Here is a 13,899-nt window from a genome sequence, read left to right as displayed (position 1 = left end):
CATGATTTTTGTTAATTATGAACGATTTTATCTTCTTTCAGTAGAAGAATTCCAGCTTTATTAATATTTGTGAGCAAATTATCCTGTTATGGTGGGGTAGTCACTTATAAGGGTAAATTACCTAGCAAATGAAAGTGAAAAGTTATTTTAATAGTTTTTGAAAGGGAGATGATGGATTTGTGAAACTAAGTAGTATATAATTTAATTCTGAATTATCTTATAATTAAGAGCGTCCAAATAATAGATTGCAGTAGTTAGGAGAACAAATATGAACATAAGCTTAGCAACAATCACTGAAACAAATGAAATCGCCAAATTTATCGCCAGATTAAATCAGCAAAAATCTACTCATATCGGTTATGTTGGAACTGAGTTTGAAGAAATTGTTGCTACTCTAGAAGATGATTTTGTTTTAGAAAATGGTCATCTGTCATTTGTAATACTGAAAAATGAAGATGATGAAATTGTTGGGGCAATTGGTTTAGATATTGATGAAAATTCAGCAGAAGTTTGGGGACCTTTCGGAGATTCGGTTTCTGAAGAGGCACTCACAATACTTTGGCAAACCACGCTTGAACAATTTCCTTATGTAGAAACAGCTCATTTTTTTGTAAATCTTGAAAATATAACCCAACAAAATTTTATTGAGCAATTACATCCTAAAAAAACGGGAGAACATTTAACACTTACCATTTCCAAAGAGAATTTTGTACCACTAATCAGTCAACGATTAGTCCCGTTTCAAACGGGAGATGAGAAGGACTTTGAAAGCTTACACAATGAACAATTTCCGAATACATACTATGATGCGAAGACGATTATTACACGTATAAATGACAATAATAAGCTCCTACTTCTGAAAAATGAGCAGCAGGAATTACAGGGATATGCGTATTTTGAAGTTAAACCCGTTTTTGGTGATGCGAGTTTGGATTACATTGCCGTTTCCCCAAAACACCAAAATCAAGGGTTAGGGACACTAATGTTAAAGGAAGTACTTCAAGAAATATTCAAGTACGACAATATTATAAAAATTAATCTTTGCGTTAGTAACGACAATGACCAAGCAAATCATGTCTATATGAAGGCTGGATTTAAAAAGGAAAATATTCTTTTGAGTTACACGTTAGAAAGATAAAGAACTTTAATAAGACATAGGAGGTAAGAACTATGCAAAACGCAATCATTTTTGATATGGACGGCACATTATTTAAAACGCATCTTATTTTAGAAGGGGCACTCGAGCAAACATTTGATAAATTACGTGCTGAATTGTTGTGGGAGGGCGAAACACCACTTGAAAAATATAAGGAAATAATGGGCGTGCCGTTAGCTGTCGTGTGGGAAACACTTTGTCCGCATCATTCACTTGTCATAAGGGAACGCAGTAATGAATGGTTCCAGCAGTTTTTAGTACTACAAATTAATGCCGGGCAAGGGGATTTGTATGAGGGTGTTTTTGACACGTTGCAACAACTCTCAATAGACTTGCCAATTTATATTGCAAGCAATGGGCAGCCGGCTTATTTACAAGCGATAGTGACGCATTATGATCTAAATCGTTGGGTCAAAAAAACATACAGCATTGAGCAAATTGCTTCACGTGATAAATCATCGCTCGTACAAAAAATCATCGAAGAAAATAATGTCGCAGGCGGTTTTGTCATTGGGGACCGGTTGTCGGATTTTCAAGCGGCGAAAGAGAATGGCTTGCAATCGATAGGGGTGCGTTTTGATTTCGCGCAGCAACAGGAATTAGAGACAGCAGATTTTGTCGTTGAACAATTTACTAGCATTCTTCCTATTATTAAAGGTAAGATGCCCTCAATTGTATAGGTTGAGTGGATTTTTGACTCACGGATAGAAAGTGGAATATAACGGATAGAACTATCATTTAATTAAATAGACATACAAAAATGCTATTCTGACCGAAATCAAAATAGCATTTTGCAATATTATTCAGCTTGTTCCTTCTTTAGTAAATCGCGAATTTCTTTTAGTAATTCTTCTTTTGCGTCGAGTTGAGGTGCTGGTGCTTCAACAACGGCTACTTCTTTTTTACGGTTCAACTTCGCAATAATTCGTAAAACCATGAAAATAGCAAAAGCGATAATTAAGAAATCGATAATCGATTGGACAAATACACCTAAGGCCACTTGTGCATCACCCGAGCCGTATGTCCATTTCTTAGTAAGGTCAATGCCGCCTGTTAACATACCAACTAGGGGCATAATTATATTTTTTACTAAAGAGTCGACAATTTTACCAAATGCAGCACCAATAACTACTGCAACAGCTAAGTCCATAACATTCCCACGCATCGCAAAATCTTTAAAATCTTTCCACATTCGAATTTCCTCCTCTATCATTTCTCTATGTGCAACTCCATATTATACTCAAAATAGAAGTAATTTTCAACTGTGAAAATAGTTGGAATAACCTTTATAATATAGGGAGCAATTCCTTTCGAGACACAATAATCCATTGCTTAAAAAGAAAAAGATTGGTGGCAATTATGGCAGCTAAGAAAAAGAAAAAACCGTTCATCTCACCGAAAGTAAAGCTATTTTTAATCGTTCTATTAATCCCGGTCGCTTTGACGCTTTATGTATTTAGCTATTTTACATGGCAACAAGGTCGAGGGTTTCCGTTTGGTGACCAATTTACCGAAAAGTCCGTATATCACCAAATTCAGGACCAATTTGATATGTCTATTCCGATTGAATACATACCGATTTACGTCGCAGCAGAAGAAAAATATAAAGTACCGTGGACACTGCTCGCGGCTCATCACAGAGTTGAAACGCGTTTTTCAACGATGAAAACACTTGTGTCACCAGTTGGGGCAGAAGGACATTTACAGTTTATGCCGTGCACATTCGTTGGCTGGAAGCATCCGTCATGCAAAGGTCTCGGTAAAGGAGAAATACCAGAAAAGGACAAAACAAATCCTGCAGTTATCAAAAAGTATGGTGGCTATGGGATTGATGCCAATGGAGACGGGATTGCAGACCCATTCGATATTGAAGATGCAGTCTATAGCGCGGCGAACTTTTTAGCAATATCGGGTGTTAATAAAGGGCAATATAAAAAAGCGATTTACCAGTACAATCATAGTGATGCATACGTCGAGGATATATTAAAATACTATAATCAATACAAAGATTACGATGATCAGTTGAAGCAAATCGCATTAAAGGATTAATTGTTTTCACAAGTGAAATGAAGAACGCCAAGTAGATGAGATATTCCATCTACTTGGCGTTTCATTATTTTAATATATTCTATATCTAATAGAAGTAGTACAGGCTTTATTTTACATCTGCCTTCCATTTATCAACGGTTTCTTGATTTTCTTTAATCCAGTCTGCAGCCGCATCTTTTGGCTTTTTACCGTCATTTATTTCTAACATGACTTCTTCCATATCTTCAGCTGTCCAGTGGAACGCATCGAGTACTTTATACGCTTCAGGTGAAGTTTCTTCTAGACCTTTACGGGCAAATGTATGAATTGTTTCCTCGCCCCCAAAAATACCTTCTGGATCTTCTAAATATTTTAAATCATACGATGCAAACTTCCAGTGAGGAGACCAACCTGTTACAATAATTTCTTCATTATTAGTAATTGCTTGACTCAAAGCAACCGTCATTGCCCCTGATGAAGAAGGAAGTAATGACCATGATTTTAAATTTGGATAGGCTTCAAGTGCTTTTTCAGAAGCTATCATAATACCAGCACCGGGTTCAATTCCAGTAATCGTAGATCCTGCTTCCGCATCCAAGTCTGCAATGGAATTGACGTCCATATAGCTAGGAACAACCAAGCCAATTTTTGCACCGGATAAATTTTCACCTAAATCAATTAAATTATCTCCATATTTTTCTAACTGCGCGCCGTGGGTAGCAGGTAACCAGCCAGCAACCATCGCATCTGCTTCACCTTTTGAAACGGCCTCCCACATGATCGCATTGTCTAGTGGTGTTAATGATACGTCATAGCCAATTTCTTCTAATACTTGACCTACTACATGGGTTGAAGCGACTTCAGTATCCCATTCCACATAGGCAAGATTGATTTTCCCAAGCGAGTCTTCTTTTTCTGAAGATGAACCGCCTCCACAAGCAGAAAGTAAAATACTCGCACTAATTGTCATGGCGCCTAAAAGAATTTTGTGTTTTTTCATCTGAAATTCTCCTTTATTACATTGATTTTTTATTGAAACTTTGCGTTAATCGATCGACGATTATTGCAAAGATAACTAAGCTAATCCCAGCAACAAAGCCGTTTCCGACCTGAGCACGTTGTAAAGCAGATAAAACTTCTCGTCCTAATCCAGGTGCCCCAATCATCGAAGCTATAACGACCATTGATAAAGAAAGCAATACCGTTTGGTTAATCCCGGCCATTATCGTTGACTTGGCGATCGGAAGTTCTACTTTTAGTAATTTTTGAAAACTAGTACTACCGTATGAATCAGCTGCCTCTACCAGTTCTTTTGAAACTTGGCGAATCCCTAAATTCGTAAAGCGAACAGTAGGGGGGAGGGCGAATATGACTGATGCAAATACACCTGGTACAACACCGATACCAAAGAATGCAACAGCAGGTATTAAATAAACGAAGCCAGGCATTGTTTGCATAAAATCAAGAATAGGCTTAATAATATTATCTGCCAACTTGCTCTTTGACATTAAAATACCTAAAGGAATCCCTATAATAATAGCAACGACACTTGCAAATAATACGAGAGTAAATGTGTTCATTAATTGCTCCCAAAGTTGCTGATTATAAATGAACAGTAAGCCAATTATTGAAAAGAGTGATAGGCCAAATTTCTTCCCAGTAGCGAAAAATGCGAGAATCGCTATGAGTAATATGAATAGAATAGGAGGGATTGAGATGAGTAAATTAGTGACGGTATCCATTAACGCTGTTCCGTCAGTTTGAATAAACTTAAATACACTTGAAAATGTATCGGTGAACCAATCCATTACGTTTTCTACTACATCCCCAACAGGTAATTCTGGTATTTGATTTAGAAAGTTACTCATGATCTTCTACCTCCTCAGTTGCAGAGGCAAGTGACTCAATAATGACACCACGAATAAGTATTCCGCGAAGTTTCCCTTCATCAACGACCGCTACAGGTGTTGGACAATCAGATATAATCGGTAACACGTCTTGAATCAGTGTTGTAGGTTCGACTGTGGGCATATCCGTCTGAACAATTTCACGGACAGATTTCTCTCCATTTTGAGCAGCTTTCAGTGCATCATTCGCTGTAATATACCCTTTAAATTGTCGTTGTTTGTCGATTGCAATAAGAACACTTATTTCTTCCTCACGCATACGTTGTAATGCTACTTTTGGACCGTCTTGTTCAATGTTAATCGTCATTGCACGAACCATAACATGCTCAGCAGTTAATACTTTTGATCGGTCAACATCCTCTAAAAATGTTCGGATATATGCATTTGCTGGATTCGTTAAAATCTCTTCTCCAGTACCAATTTGAATGATTTTTCCATCCTTCATAATCGCGATACGATCGCCTATACGAAGTGCTTCATTTAAATCATGTGTGATAAATATAATTGTTTTTTGTACGTTTGCTTGAAGTTCTAATAATTCGTCTTGCATTTCTTTTCGAATTAATGGATCGAGTGCAGAAAAAGCTTCATCCATGAGCAATATTTCTGGATCATTCGCAAGTGCTCTCGCCAAACCAACGCGCTGCTGCATCCCACCAGATAATTGATGAGGAAACTGATCTTTATAAGCCAGTAAACCTGCATTATTTAAAGCCTTTTCTGCTTTCAATCTTTTTTCTTCCTTAGCAATACCACGGATTTCTAAGCCAAATTGTGTATTTTCCAAAATGGTGCGGTGAGGGAATAGACCGAAATTTTGAAAAACCATACTCATTTTTTCACGACGAATAAGTTGTAGTTGGTTTTTTTTAAGATGTGTTATTTTTTCACCATCAATGAATATTTCTCCACCAGTTGGATCAATGAGGCGGTTTAATAGACGAATGAGCGTAGACTTTCCGCTACCCGACAAGCCCATAATGACGAAAATTTCACCTTCGTTTACGGTGAACGATGCATCATAAACACCGACTGTTGCTCCTGTTTTTTGCAAGATCTCTGTTTTACTCATTTGTTTTTCGACAAGCTTCATTGCATTTGCAGATTGCTTACCAAAAATCTTGGTGACATTTTCTACTCTTAGTTTTTCCATTTCATCACATCTACTTTCTTATTTATGTCAATTTCGCCTTAGCGTAATTGCGTCAGAATTTTGTATTGTGCTTAGGCCTGCACGATGCAAGTCAGTTAGCCGTTGTCGCATGGATGCGAAGACCATAGGCAAACTTCCTAATATTGACTCCTTTCAAAATCCTTGACATCCGCCGTGGGCTATATCTTCATTCAGTTAGCGTTTGGAAGTCCACAGTAAAAAGCTATACTTGCATTCATCACGCCACCTATTGAGATGGGAGTCTTCTGCTGAATGAAGATAAAATTGTTACGCTTTGAACAAAGTAACAACTTAATGTTAACGGTAAGTTGTTACTTTTGTCAAATGAGTGATTCGAATTTATATTGTAGTGTAATAAAAAGTGATACCTTTCCTAAAAGGGGGAGGTGTGCCTGTAAAATGCAAAAAATAAAAAGCCGAAACGTTGATTTAACAGCGTTTCGGCTTTATAAAAATTAATTATTTTGATTGTAAAAGGGACGGTTAGATTGCCCTTATTTTACTATGGCTAAAGTTGTAAAAATTGTTGCGCATTTGCTAATGATTCATCATCACCGATAAAGTAAATAACATTGCCAGCATCAAGTGTTGCATATGGACCGGGAGACATGATTAAATGGTCGTCTTTTCGTATACCAACGATTGTTGCTCTTGTATTTTGCCAAAAATTGATTTCGCCAATATTCTTGTACAAAAAAGGGCAATTTTCGGTAATTTCTAATTGAAACGGAACGAACGGATTAATATTACGGAAACGATTTGTTCGATTAATCAATTCCTTTGTCGTTTCTTTTAATGTTGTTAGCTCGACGATTTGTTTATCAATGCTTTGTTGTAAGGTAGATTGCAACTCCCAAATGGATTGAACACCTTCAAGCCGATGGACAAATTTTGCGGCATTTTCATACGAAGTAATAATAACGCCACTTCCTTTTGTCGCTTCCACAATGTCCAAATCCTGCAAGACTGCAATGGCACGACGCGCTGTTTCTGCTGACACATTGTATTGGGATGCGAGCGATGAGCGGGCATAAATTTTTTCACCAACAATATATTTTTTTTCGACAATTTTAGAAGCAATATCTTCAGCAATTGTTTGATATTTTGGTTGTTTGATTTGTAGTTTCTTTGATTCCATTAGTTGAACCTCTTTCTGTCGATCATCATTCCTATCGTACAATATTTTTGAGAATAAGCATACTTTGTTTTTTTAGGATAATTTTTTGCTTATGATTCCTTTCCAATTTAGCAAATTTCAGCTAACTTCAAGGTGGATTTCTTAGTGAAACATTATCAAATATCACTTATTTTGAAGATTCAAAGTGTGATAAAAATTTATCTTATTAACGACAAAAGGCACTCAGATGAAACATCATTCTGAATGCCTTTTCCTAGTATAAAGAGGGTGATTATCCCTTTATCTTCCATATCTTTTAAAAATTACGTTGCTTTGCGCATGGATTTTAAAATTAAGCTTACGATAAATATTAAAACAATGGCACCAATAAGAGCAGGGAATACATAGAAGTCAGATACTTGCCAACCCCAGTTACCTAAAACCATACTACCAATCCATGAGCCGATGATTCCCGCAATAATATTACCAATAATTCCGCCTGGAACATCTTTCCCTAATATAACGCCCGCTAACCATCCTAGCAAACCGCCGATGATTAAAAACCAAATGAAACTGATCATGTTGTTCAACTCCTTTTGAAAGATTAAGAATGATAATGGTATCTACTTAATTATTTCCTGAAATCTGAAAGTTAAACGTTGAAAAGAAAAATTTTTAAAGAATCTTTGCACCAAGTGTCGTTTGGAAATGCTGCAGTGCCCAGTTATGCCCAGCCACGTTAAAGCTTGCCACACCATCCTTTGGCACGGTAATCGTATACCCTAAATTATATGCGTCAACAGCTGTGTGTAACACACAAATATCGGTACAAACGCCAACAAGTACTACTTCTGAAATGTTTCGAGCGCGCAATAAAATATCCAAGTTCGTCCCTGCAAATGCGCTGTATCGTGTTTTATCAAATGAAATGACCTGATCCTTATACTGCTCATAGGCATCTTTTACCATACCGTATAAGTCACGGCCAGGTGTTCCTATAATGTTATGAGGTGGGAAAAGCACCGTTTCAGGATGATACGGATCTTGTTCAAAATGTAAATCATTCGCAAAAACGACCACGTCTTGCTCCTTCATAAACTGTTCAATTAAGGAAGTAATCGTCCCTTCAATCGCTTGTCCAGGAGCTCCACAAGTTAATTTTCCATCTGTTGCGACAAAATCATACGTGTAATCAATTACAATTAAAGCTTTTTTTAACATCGATAAACCCTCCTTAAAAAAATGTCTTGCATCTATTATGACATGAAAAAATGAAGAATGGATGAAAGATAGTTCACAAATTGTACAAAAAGTTTTGATTTTTGACCTTGTTTGTTGTATAGTTTTATTAACTCAAATGAAGAGGTGATGAACATGGACTTAGCTTTAATGAAAAAACTGAACCGTCAAGGATTAATTTTTGTTGGTATCCATAGTTTGTTTATAATAAATTTTGCGCTTGAATTAATGCTATTAAAATAAGTAACATATAAGTTATTAAATAAAAAAGCTATTTTGATTGAATTCAAAATAGCTTTTTTCTTTTGAATTGAGATGAATGCGACGAACTTAGGCAAAACCCTATATTAGTACAATTCAAAATTTGTACGCAATTACGCAGAAGGGTAATTGATACTAGTTTATAAGGGTAATACCTACAATTTCTTTAGAATTAGCAGGGGAATTATTTCTTAAGGGCGAATTATTAAAAACGAAGGAGTGAACGGAGTTGGAAAAATTTGAACGAGTTTTCTCTGAAATCGAACGGCCTTTTGCATGGCTTGATCTCGATGCTTTAGAACAAAATATCGCATTTGTAAATGAAGCATGTGGACAAAAAAAGATCCGAATCGCGACAAAATCAATCCGATCTGCGCCTCTGTTGAGCTATATTTCAAAGCGAATAAATCATTGCGCCGGTTTTATGACGTTTACAGCAAGCGAAACATTTTTTTTACTTGAAGAAGGCTTAGACGAATTTCTAATTGGCTACCCGGTATACGAAAAACAGTCCATTATGCTTCTTGCAGATTGGGTGAAAAAAGGTAAGTCCATTACGTTCATGGTTGATGCGATTGAGCAAGCTAAATTGTTAAATACAATTGCAAAAGCAGAGGGGATCGTATTTGAAATTTGTATTGATGTAAATGTTTCAACAGATTTTCAAGTGCTGTACTTTGGATCAAAACGTTCACCCATTGCAAACTTCCAGGCATTAAATGAACTGACAGATCTATTACAAGCACTTGATTCGGTTACGGTTAGTGGTGTCATGGGCTATGATGCGCAAATTGCGGGTGTCGCCGATCAATCCTCGCAGCTGTTCGGCTTACAAACTACACTGATCCGTACATTAAAAAAGCAATCTAAAAAGAAAGTGACAGCCTTTCGTCAATTTGCTGTGGCCCATGTTAAAAGCTTAAATAATGTAAAATTCGTCAATGCTGGGGGGTCAGGCAGTATGCAATATACCGCGCAGCAACAAGATGTTACGGAAATTACAGTAGGCTCTGCATTCTTTGCCCCGGCATTATTTGATCGTTATGATACATTATCATTAGTACCAGCAGTTGGATTTGCCCTGCGTGTTACACGACAGTTTGCTCCAAATATCGTCGTTTGCCATGGTGGAGGCTATATTGCGTCAGGCGCAGTAGGAAAAGATCGATTGCCGTCCTTTGTGGAAGCGGATCGTTTTGAATTTTTACCACAAGAAGGTGCTGGGGAAGTGCAAACACCGGTTGTTGTTAAGAAAGGCACGGTCAACATTGGTGATACGCTTTACTTGCGCCATTCAAAAGCTGGGGAGCTATGTGAGCGATTTCAAGTATTACATGCAGTAAAAGATGGTAAGTACTTTGGGTCGATTCAAACATATCGGGGGGATGGGCAATGTTTTCTATAAAAAAATGGCGGAACGGGGCAAAATGGACAAATTGGTCAGGAAGCTATTTATCCTATCCAAGTCAATTTTATGCACCACAATCGATTGATGAGGTATGTGCGATTGTGAAGGAGCATACATTTTCAAAAAAAACGATTCGTGTAACAGGTGCTGCGCATTCATTCAGTCCGATTGCCATGCCAGAGCAATCTGCACTAACATTACATAATTTACGAGGACTTATTCAGGTAGATAAAGAAACACAAACTGCGACTTTTTATGCGGGAACGTATTTGCATGAAGTCGGTCCGATTTTAGCAGAGTATGGATTAGCGCTCATTAATATGGGGGATATTCAATATCAAACATTAGCGGGTGCCATTTCGACGGGAACGCATGGAACCGGGGTTACGCTCGGTTCATTTTCTTCGATGGTGAAACGCTGGGGCATTGTGACCGGTGAGGGGGAGTATTTCGAACAAGAGCGCAGACCAGATGCACTGTCAGAGGCGTTGCATGTGTCATTGGGCTTATTAGGCATCCTCGTAACAGTTACGATTCATGTCATGCCGTTGTATAGCTTAGAATATACATCGGAAAGAAGCGATTTCCAAATAGAGGTGGATAACTTCCAACAAACGATCCGTGAAAATCGCAATGTTGAATGGTTTTACTTCCCAGGAAGCGATCAAATCCAAGTGAAAAAGATGAAGCAAGTGGATCCGATTGCCCAATCGAAATTGCAAAAGTTGGTAGATCGAACGAAGGTACAAGTCATTGAGAACGGTGCATTTTTCGTCGCATCGGAAATTTGTAAATGGAAGCCATCCCTTAGTTTGCCGATTAGTAAATTATGTTCGGTTGCGGTTGGTCAAGAGCACCGTACAGATATTAGTTATGAAGTTTACCCGTCTCCGCGTAGCGTAAAGTTTGTAGAAACGGAATATGCGATTCCTGTTAATCAGTTTGAAGCGTGTATAGAAGAAGTGAACTATGTATTTGCGCGTCAACAATTTGATGTTCATTTCCCAATTGAATGTCGTACAACTGCAGGCGAAACAGGCTATTTAAGTCCGACTCAGGAAGAAGAAAGTGCGTTCCTGGCGTTTCATATGTATAAAGGAATGGACGAATCGAGCTATTTTGCTTGGGTGCATGACATGATGCTGAAATACAATGGGCGACCACATTGGGGCAAAATGAACAAATATAACCGCGATAATATCGAAAATTATTACCCAAATGTGGCTAAATTCAATGAACTGCGACAAATGTATGATCCACACGATATCTTTTTAACATCATATTTTAGAAATATTTTTAAATAGAAGAATACGAGATGAAGAGAAGGGAACATTCCGAACAATCGGGTTCTCTTCTTTTTTGTTTCGAAAAAAAGTTACGCGCAACTCTTATAACCTAATTATTAAGAAAAAACAAAAAATTCAATTTTCTGTAATAAAGTATTTTACGAGCATAAAACGCCCAGGTTCCACGATGAAAGCGATTTCAATCAAACGTAAACTTTTTGAATTGTTTAAATAATTAAAAAATAGTGTTGACGACCACTATTCATTCGTACTATGATAACAACAATTTAGTACACCAACTTAGTAATTCCAACTCAAATTTTGAACTTGAAAGAATCATTGAAACGGTTACGCGTTAGAAGTTCAAGGTAGAAAGAAGGACTGACTATTACATCTTTTTTTCAGCAGAAAACTCCTAATTTTTATAGTTGGTGAGATGAATAAGGTTTTAATTTCCTATTCAAGGGGTGTTCAAAAGCCAGCTGAAAAAATCTAGACGTAATTACGCTAAGGCGTAATTGAATAGGATGGTAGAAAGTGAGTCAAGGCCATCTATATTTCTAATAAAATAAGTTGTAAATACATGTACTTGAAAGTAAATGGATTACGTTGAGGGGCGTTTAGAAATGAGAAGCGATATGATTAAATTAGGGGTTGACCGAGCTCCACACCGTAGTCTTTTATACGCTACGGGGAAAGTGAAGGCAAGAGATTTAGAGAAGCCATTCATCGGTGTTTGTAACTCTTATATTGATATTATTCCAGGACACGTTCATTTACGCGAATTTGCAGACGTTGTAAAGGAAGCCATTATTGAAGCAGGCGGTATTCCATTCGAGTTCAATACGATCGGTGTTGATGATGGAATCGCAATGGGACATATTGGAATGCGTTATTCCTTACCATCGCGTGAAATTATTGCAGACTCTGCTGAAACGGTTATTAATGCACACTGGTTTGACGGTGTTTTCTACATTCCAAACTGTGACAAAATTACACCAGGAATGTTAATGGCAGCTGTACGCACGAACGTTCCATCTGTGTTCGTATCAGGTGGTCCTATGGAAGCAGGTACATCGGCAAGTGGCAAGCAATTATCACTGACGAGTGTATTTGAAGGGGTAGGTGCTCATAAAGCAGGTACGATGACTGCTGAAGAGTTGCTTGATATTGAAAACAACGCCTGTCCAACATGTGGTTCTTGCTCAGGAATGTTCACTGCCAACTCGATGAACTGTTTAATGGAGATGCTCGGTGTAGCACTTCCAGGTAACGGAACAATCGTAGCGACAAGTGCAGAGCGACACCAGCTCATAAAAGATGCAGCAAAACACTTAGTTCGCATGATTAAAGAGGACGTTAAACCTCGTGACATCATTACAAAAGAAGCAATTGATGATGCCTTTGCGTTAGATATGGCAATGGGTGGCTCGACAAATACGGTGCTGCACACATTAGCCATTGCCAATGAGGCGGAAATTGACTATAACATTGAAGAGATTAATAAAGTAGCAGAGCGTGTACCGTATATAGCAAAAATTATGCCAGCATCGGATATTTCGATGGATGATATTAATAAAGCAGGTGGCGTACAAGCTATTATTAATGAATTAACAAAAATTCCAGGCGCCATTCATCCAGATCGCCCGACTATTACGGGCTTAACGATGCGTGAACTTGTGAAGGATTACCATATTACAAATGAAAATGTAATTCGCACGAAAGATAATCCATATAGTGCAGTGGGTGGTTTGTCTGTATTATTCGGCAATATCGCACCAGAAGGCTCCGTTATTAAAGTAGGTGCGGTGGATCCATCGATTAAAGTATTTACTGGTGAGGCGATTGTATTTAGCTCACAAGAAGATGCTCAGGAAGCTATTGATAATGGTGAAGTAAGTGAGGGGCATGTCGTTGTTATCCGATATGAGGGGCCAAAAGGTGGTCCGGGAATGCCGGAAATGCTTGCGCCAACGTCAGCGATTCAAGGGCGAGGGCTAGGAACAAAAGTTGCGTTAATAACAGATGGTCGTTTTAGTGGCGCATCACGCGGAATTTCCATTGGTCATATTTCACCAGAAGCAGCAGAAGGCGGTCCAATCGCTTTAGTTGAAAATGGTGATATTATCGAAATTGACTTACCAGCACGTACGATTAACTTACAAGTATCCGATGAAGTATTAGCGGAACGTCGTACAAAATTACCAGTATTTGAACCAAAAATTAAGCGCGGCTGGTTAGCTCGTTACTCAGCATTAGTAACGAATGCTTCTCAAGGTGGCGTCATGAAAATCTAAAGATGAAAATTTAATATGTTAAAACG

The 13,899-nt window shown here is 37.9% G+C and carries 13 protein-coding genes; 6 read left to right on the top strand and 7 right to left on the bottom strand.

The window, feature by feature from the left end:
• Nucleotides 1-268: 268 nt before the first annotated feature.
• Together CSE16_RS11075 and CSE16_RS11070 are read left to right on the top strand one after the other, a co-directional pair.
• The gene (locus CSE16_RS11075; RefSeq protein ID WP_099423957.1) at nt 269-1,138 is read left to right on the top strand and encodes a GNAT family N-acetyltransferase; all 870 of its coding nucleotides are present in this window, start codon (nt 269-271) and stop codon (nt 1,136-1,138) included.
• 32 nt (nt 1,139-1,170) lie between these two features.
• Nucleotides 1,171-1,836 carry an HAD hydrolase-like protein gene (locus CSE16_RS11070; RefSeq protein WP_099423956.1) on the top strand — a complete coding sequence of 222 codons (666 nt, stop codon included), beginning with the start codon at nt 1,171-1,173 and terminating at the stop codon, nt 1,834-1,836.
• Nucleotides 1,837-1,955: 119 nt separating this feature from the next.
• Here CSE16_RS11070 and mscL read toward each other — a convergent pair whose 3' ends face one another.
• Nucleotides 1,956-2,348 carry a large conductance mechanosensitive channel protein MscL gene (gene mscL, locus CSE16_RS11065; RefSeq protein WP_099423955.1) on the bottom strand — a complete coding sequence of 131 codons (393 nt, stop codon included), beginning with the start codon at nt 2,346-2,348 and terminating at the stop codon, nt 1,956-1,958.
• Between the two features lie 167 nt (nt 2,349-2,515).
• Here mscL and CSE16_RS11060 point away from each other — a divergent pair, with 167 nt between their 5' ends.
• A complete protein-coding gene (locus CSE16_RS11060) occupies nt 2,516-3,205 on the top strand; it encodes a lytic transglycosylase domain-containing protein (protein ID WP_099423954.1) in 690 nt (229 codons plus the stop codon).
• 106 nt (nt 3,206-3,311) lie between these two features.
• On the opposite strand, the gene CSE16_RS11055 is transcribed toward CSE16_RS11060, so the two are convergent.
• The 6 genes from CSE16_RS11055 to CSE16_RS11030 all read right to left on the bottom strand — a co-directional run bounded on the left by CSE16_RS11055 (nt 3,312) and on the right by CSE16_RS11030 (nt 8,603).
• Nucleotides 3,312-4,184 carry a glycine betaine ABC transporter substrate-binding protein gene (locus CSE16_RS11055; RefSeq protein ID WP_099423953.1) on the bottom strand — a complete coding sequence of 291 codons (873 nt, stop codon included), beginning with the start codon at nt 4,182-4,184 and terminating at the stop codon, nt 3,312-3,314.
• A gap of 16 nt (nt 4,185-4,200) precedes the next feature.
• Nucleotides 4,201-5,052, bottom strand: a complete 852-nt coding sequence (locus CSE16_RS11050) for an ABC transporter permease (protein ID WP_099423952.1) — start codon at nt 5,050-5,052, stop codon at nt 4,201-4,203.
• Complete coding sequence (locus tag CSE16_RS11045; RefSeq protein WP_099423951.1) at nt 5,045-6,244, bottom strand: quaternary amine ABC transporter ATP-binding protein; 1,200 nt, start codon at nt 6,242-6,244, stop codon at nt 5,045-5,047. The genes CSE16_RS11050 and CSE16_RS11045 overlap by 8 nt, the downstream gene beginning before the upstream one ends.
• A gap of 529 nt (nt 6,245-6,773) precedes the next feature.
• Nucleotides 6,774-7,403: a GntR family transcriptional regulator gene (locus CSE16_RS11040; protein WP_099423950.1), complete on the bottom strand. Its 630-nt coding sequence runs from the start codon at nt 7,401-7,403 to the stop codon at nt 6,774-6,776.
• A 302-nt stretch (nt 7,404-7,705) separates the two neighbouring features.
• Complete coding sequence (locus CSE16_RS11035) at nt 7,706-7,963, bottom strand: GlsB/YeaQ/YmgE family stress response membrane protein (protein WP_099423949.1); 258 nt, start codon at nt 7,961-7,963, stop codon at nt 7,706-7,708.
• Between the two features lie 94 nt (nt 7,964-8,057).
• Complete coding sequence (locus CSE16_RS11030; RefSeq protein WP_099423948.1) at nt 8,058-8,603, bottom strand: cysteine hydrolase family protein; 546 nt, start codon at nt 8,601-8,603, stop codon at nt 8,058-8,060.
• Nucleotides 8,604-9,111: 508 nt separating this feature from the next.
• On the opposite strand from CSE16_RS11030, the gene CSE16_RS11025 reads away from it, so the two are divergent.
• The 3 genes from CSE16_RS11025 (at nt 9,112) to ilvD (ending at nt 13,873) form a co-directional block, all read left to right on the top strand.
• On the top strand, nt 9,112-10,287 hold the full coding sequence (locus CSE16_RS11025) for an alanine racemase (protein WP_099423947.1): 1,176 nt from the start codon (nt 9,112-9,114) through the stop codon (nt 10,285-10,287).
• The gene (locus CSE16_RS11020) at nt 10,275-11,594 is read left to right on the top strand and encodes a D-arabinono-1,4-lactone oxidase (RefSeq protein WP_099423946.1); all 1,320 of its coding nucleotides are present in this window, start codon (nt 10,275-10,277) and stop codon (nt 11,592-11,594) included. The genes CSE16_RS11025 and CSE16_RS11020 overlap by 13 nt, the downstream gene beginning before the upstream one ends.
• 608 nt (nt 11,595-12,202) lie before the next feature.
• The gene (gene ilvD, locus CSE16_RS11015; protein ID WP_099423945.1) at nt 12,203-13,873 is read left to right on the top strand and encodes a dihydroxy-acid dehydratase; all 1,671 of its coding nucleotides are present in this window, start codon (nt 12,203-12,205) and stop codon (nt 13,871-13,873) included.
• Nucleotides 13,874-13,899 lie beyond the last annotated feature (26 nt).

This window comes from Solibacillus sp. R5-41 (assembly GCF_002736105.1).
GTDB lineage: Bacteria > Bacillota > Bacilli > Bacillales_A > Planococcaceae > Solibacillus.
Note: the sequence above shows the minus strand (reverse complement) of the source record. Positions and strands in the feature narration are given on the sequence as shown.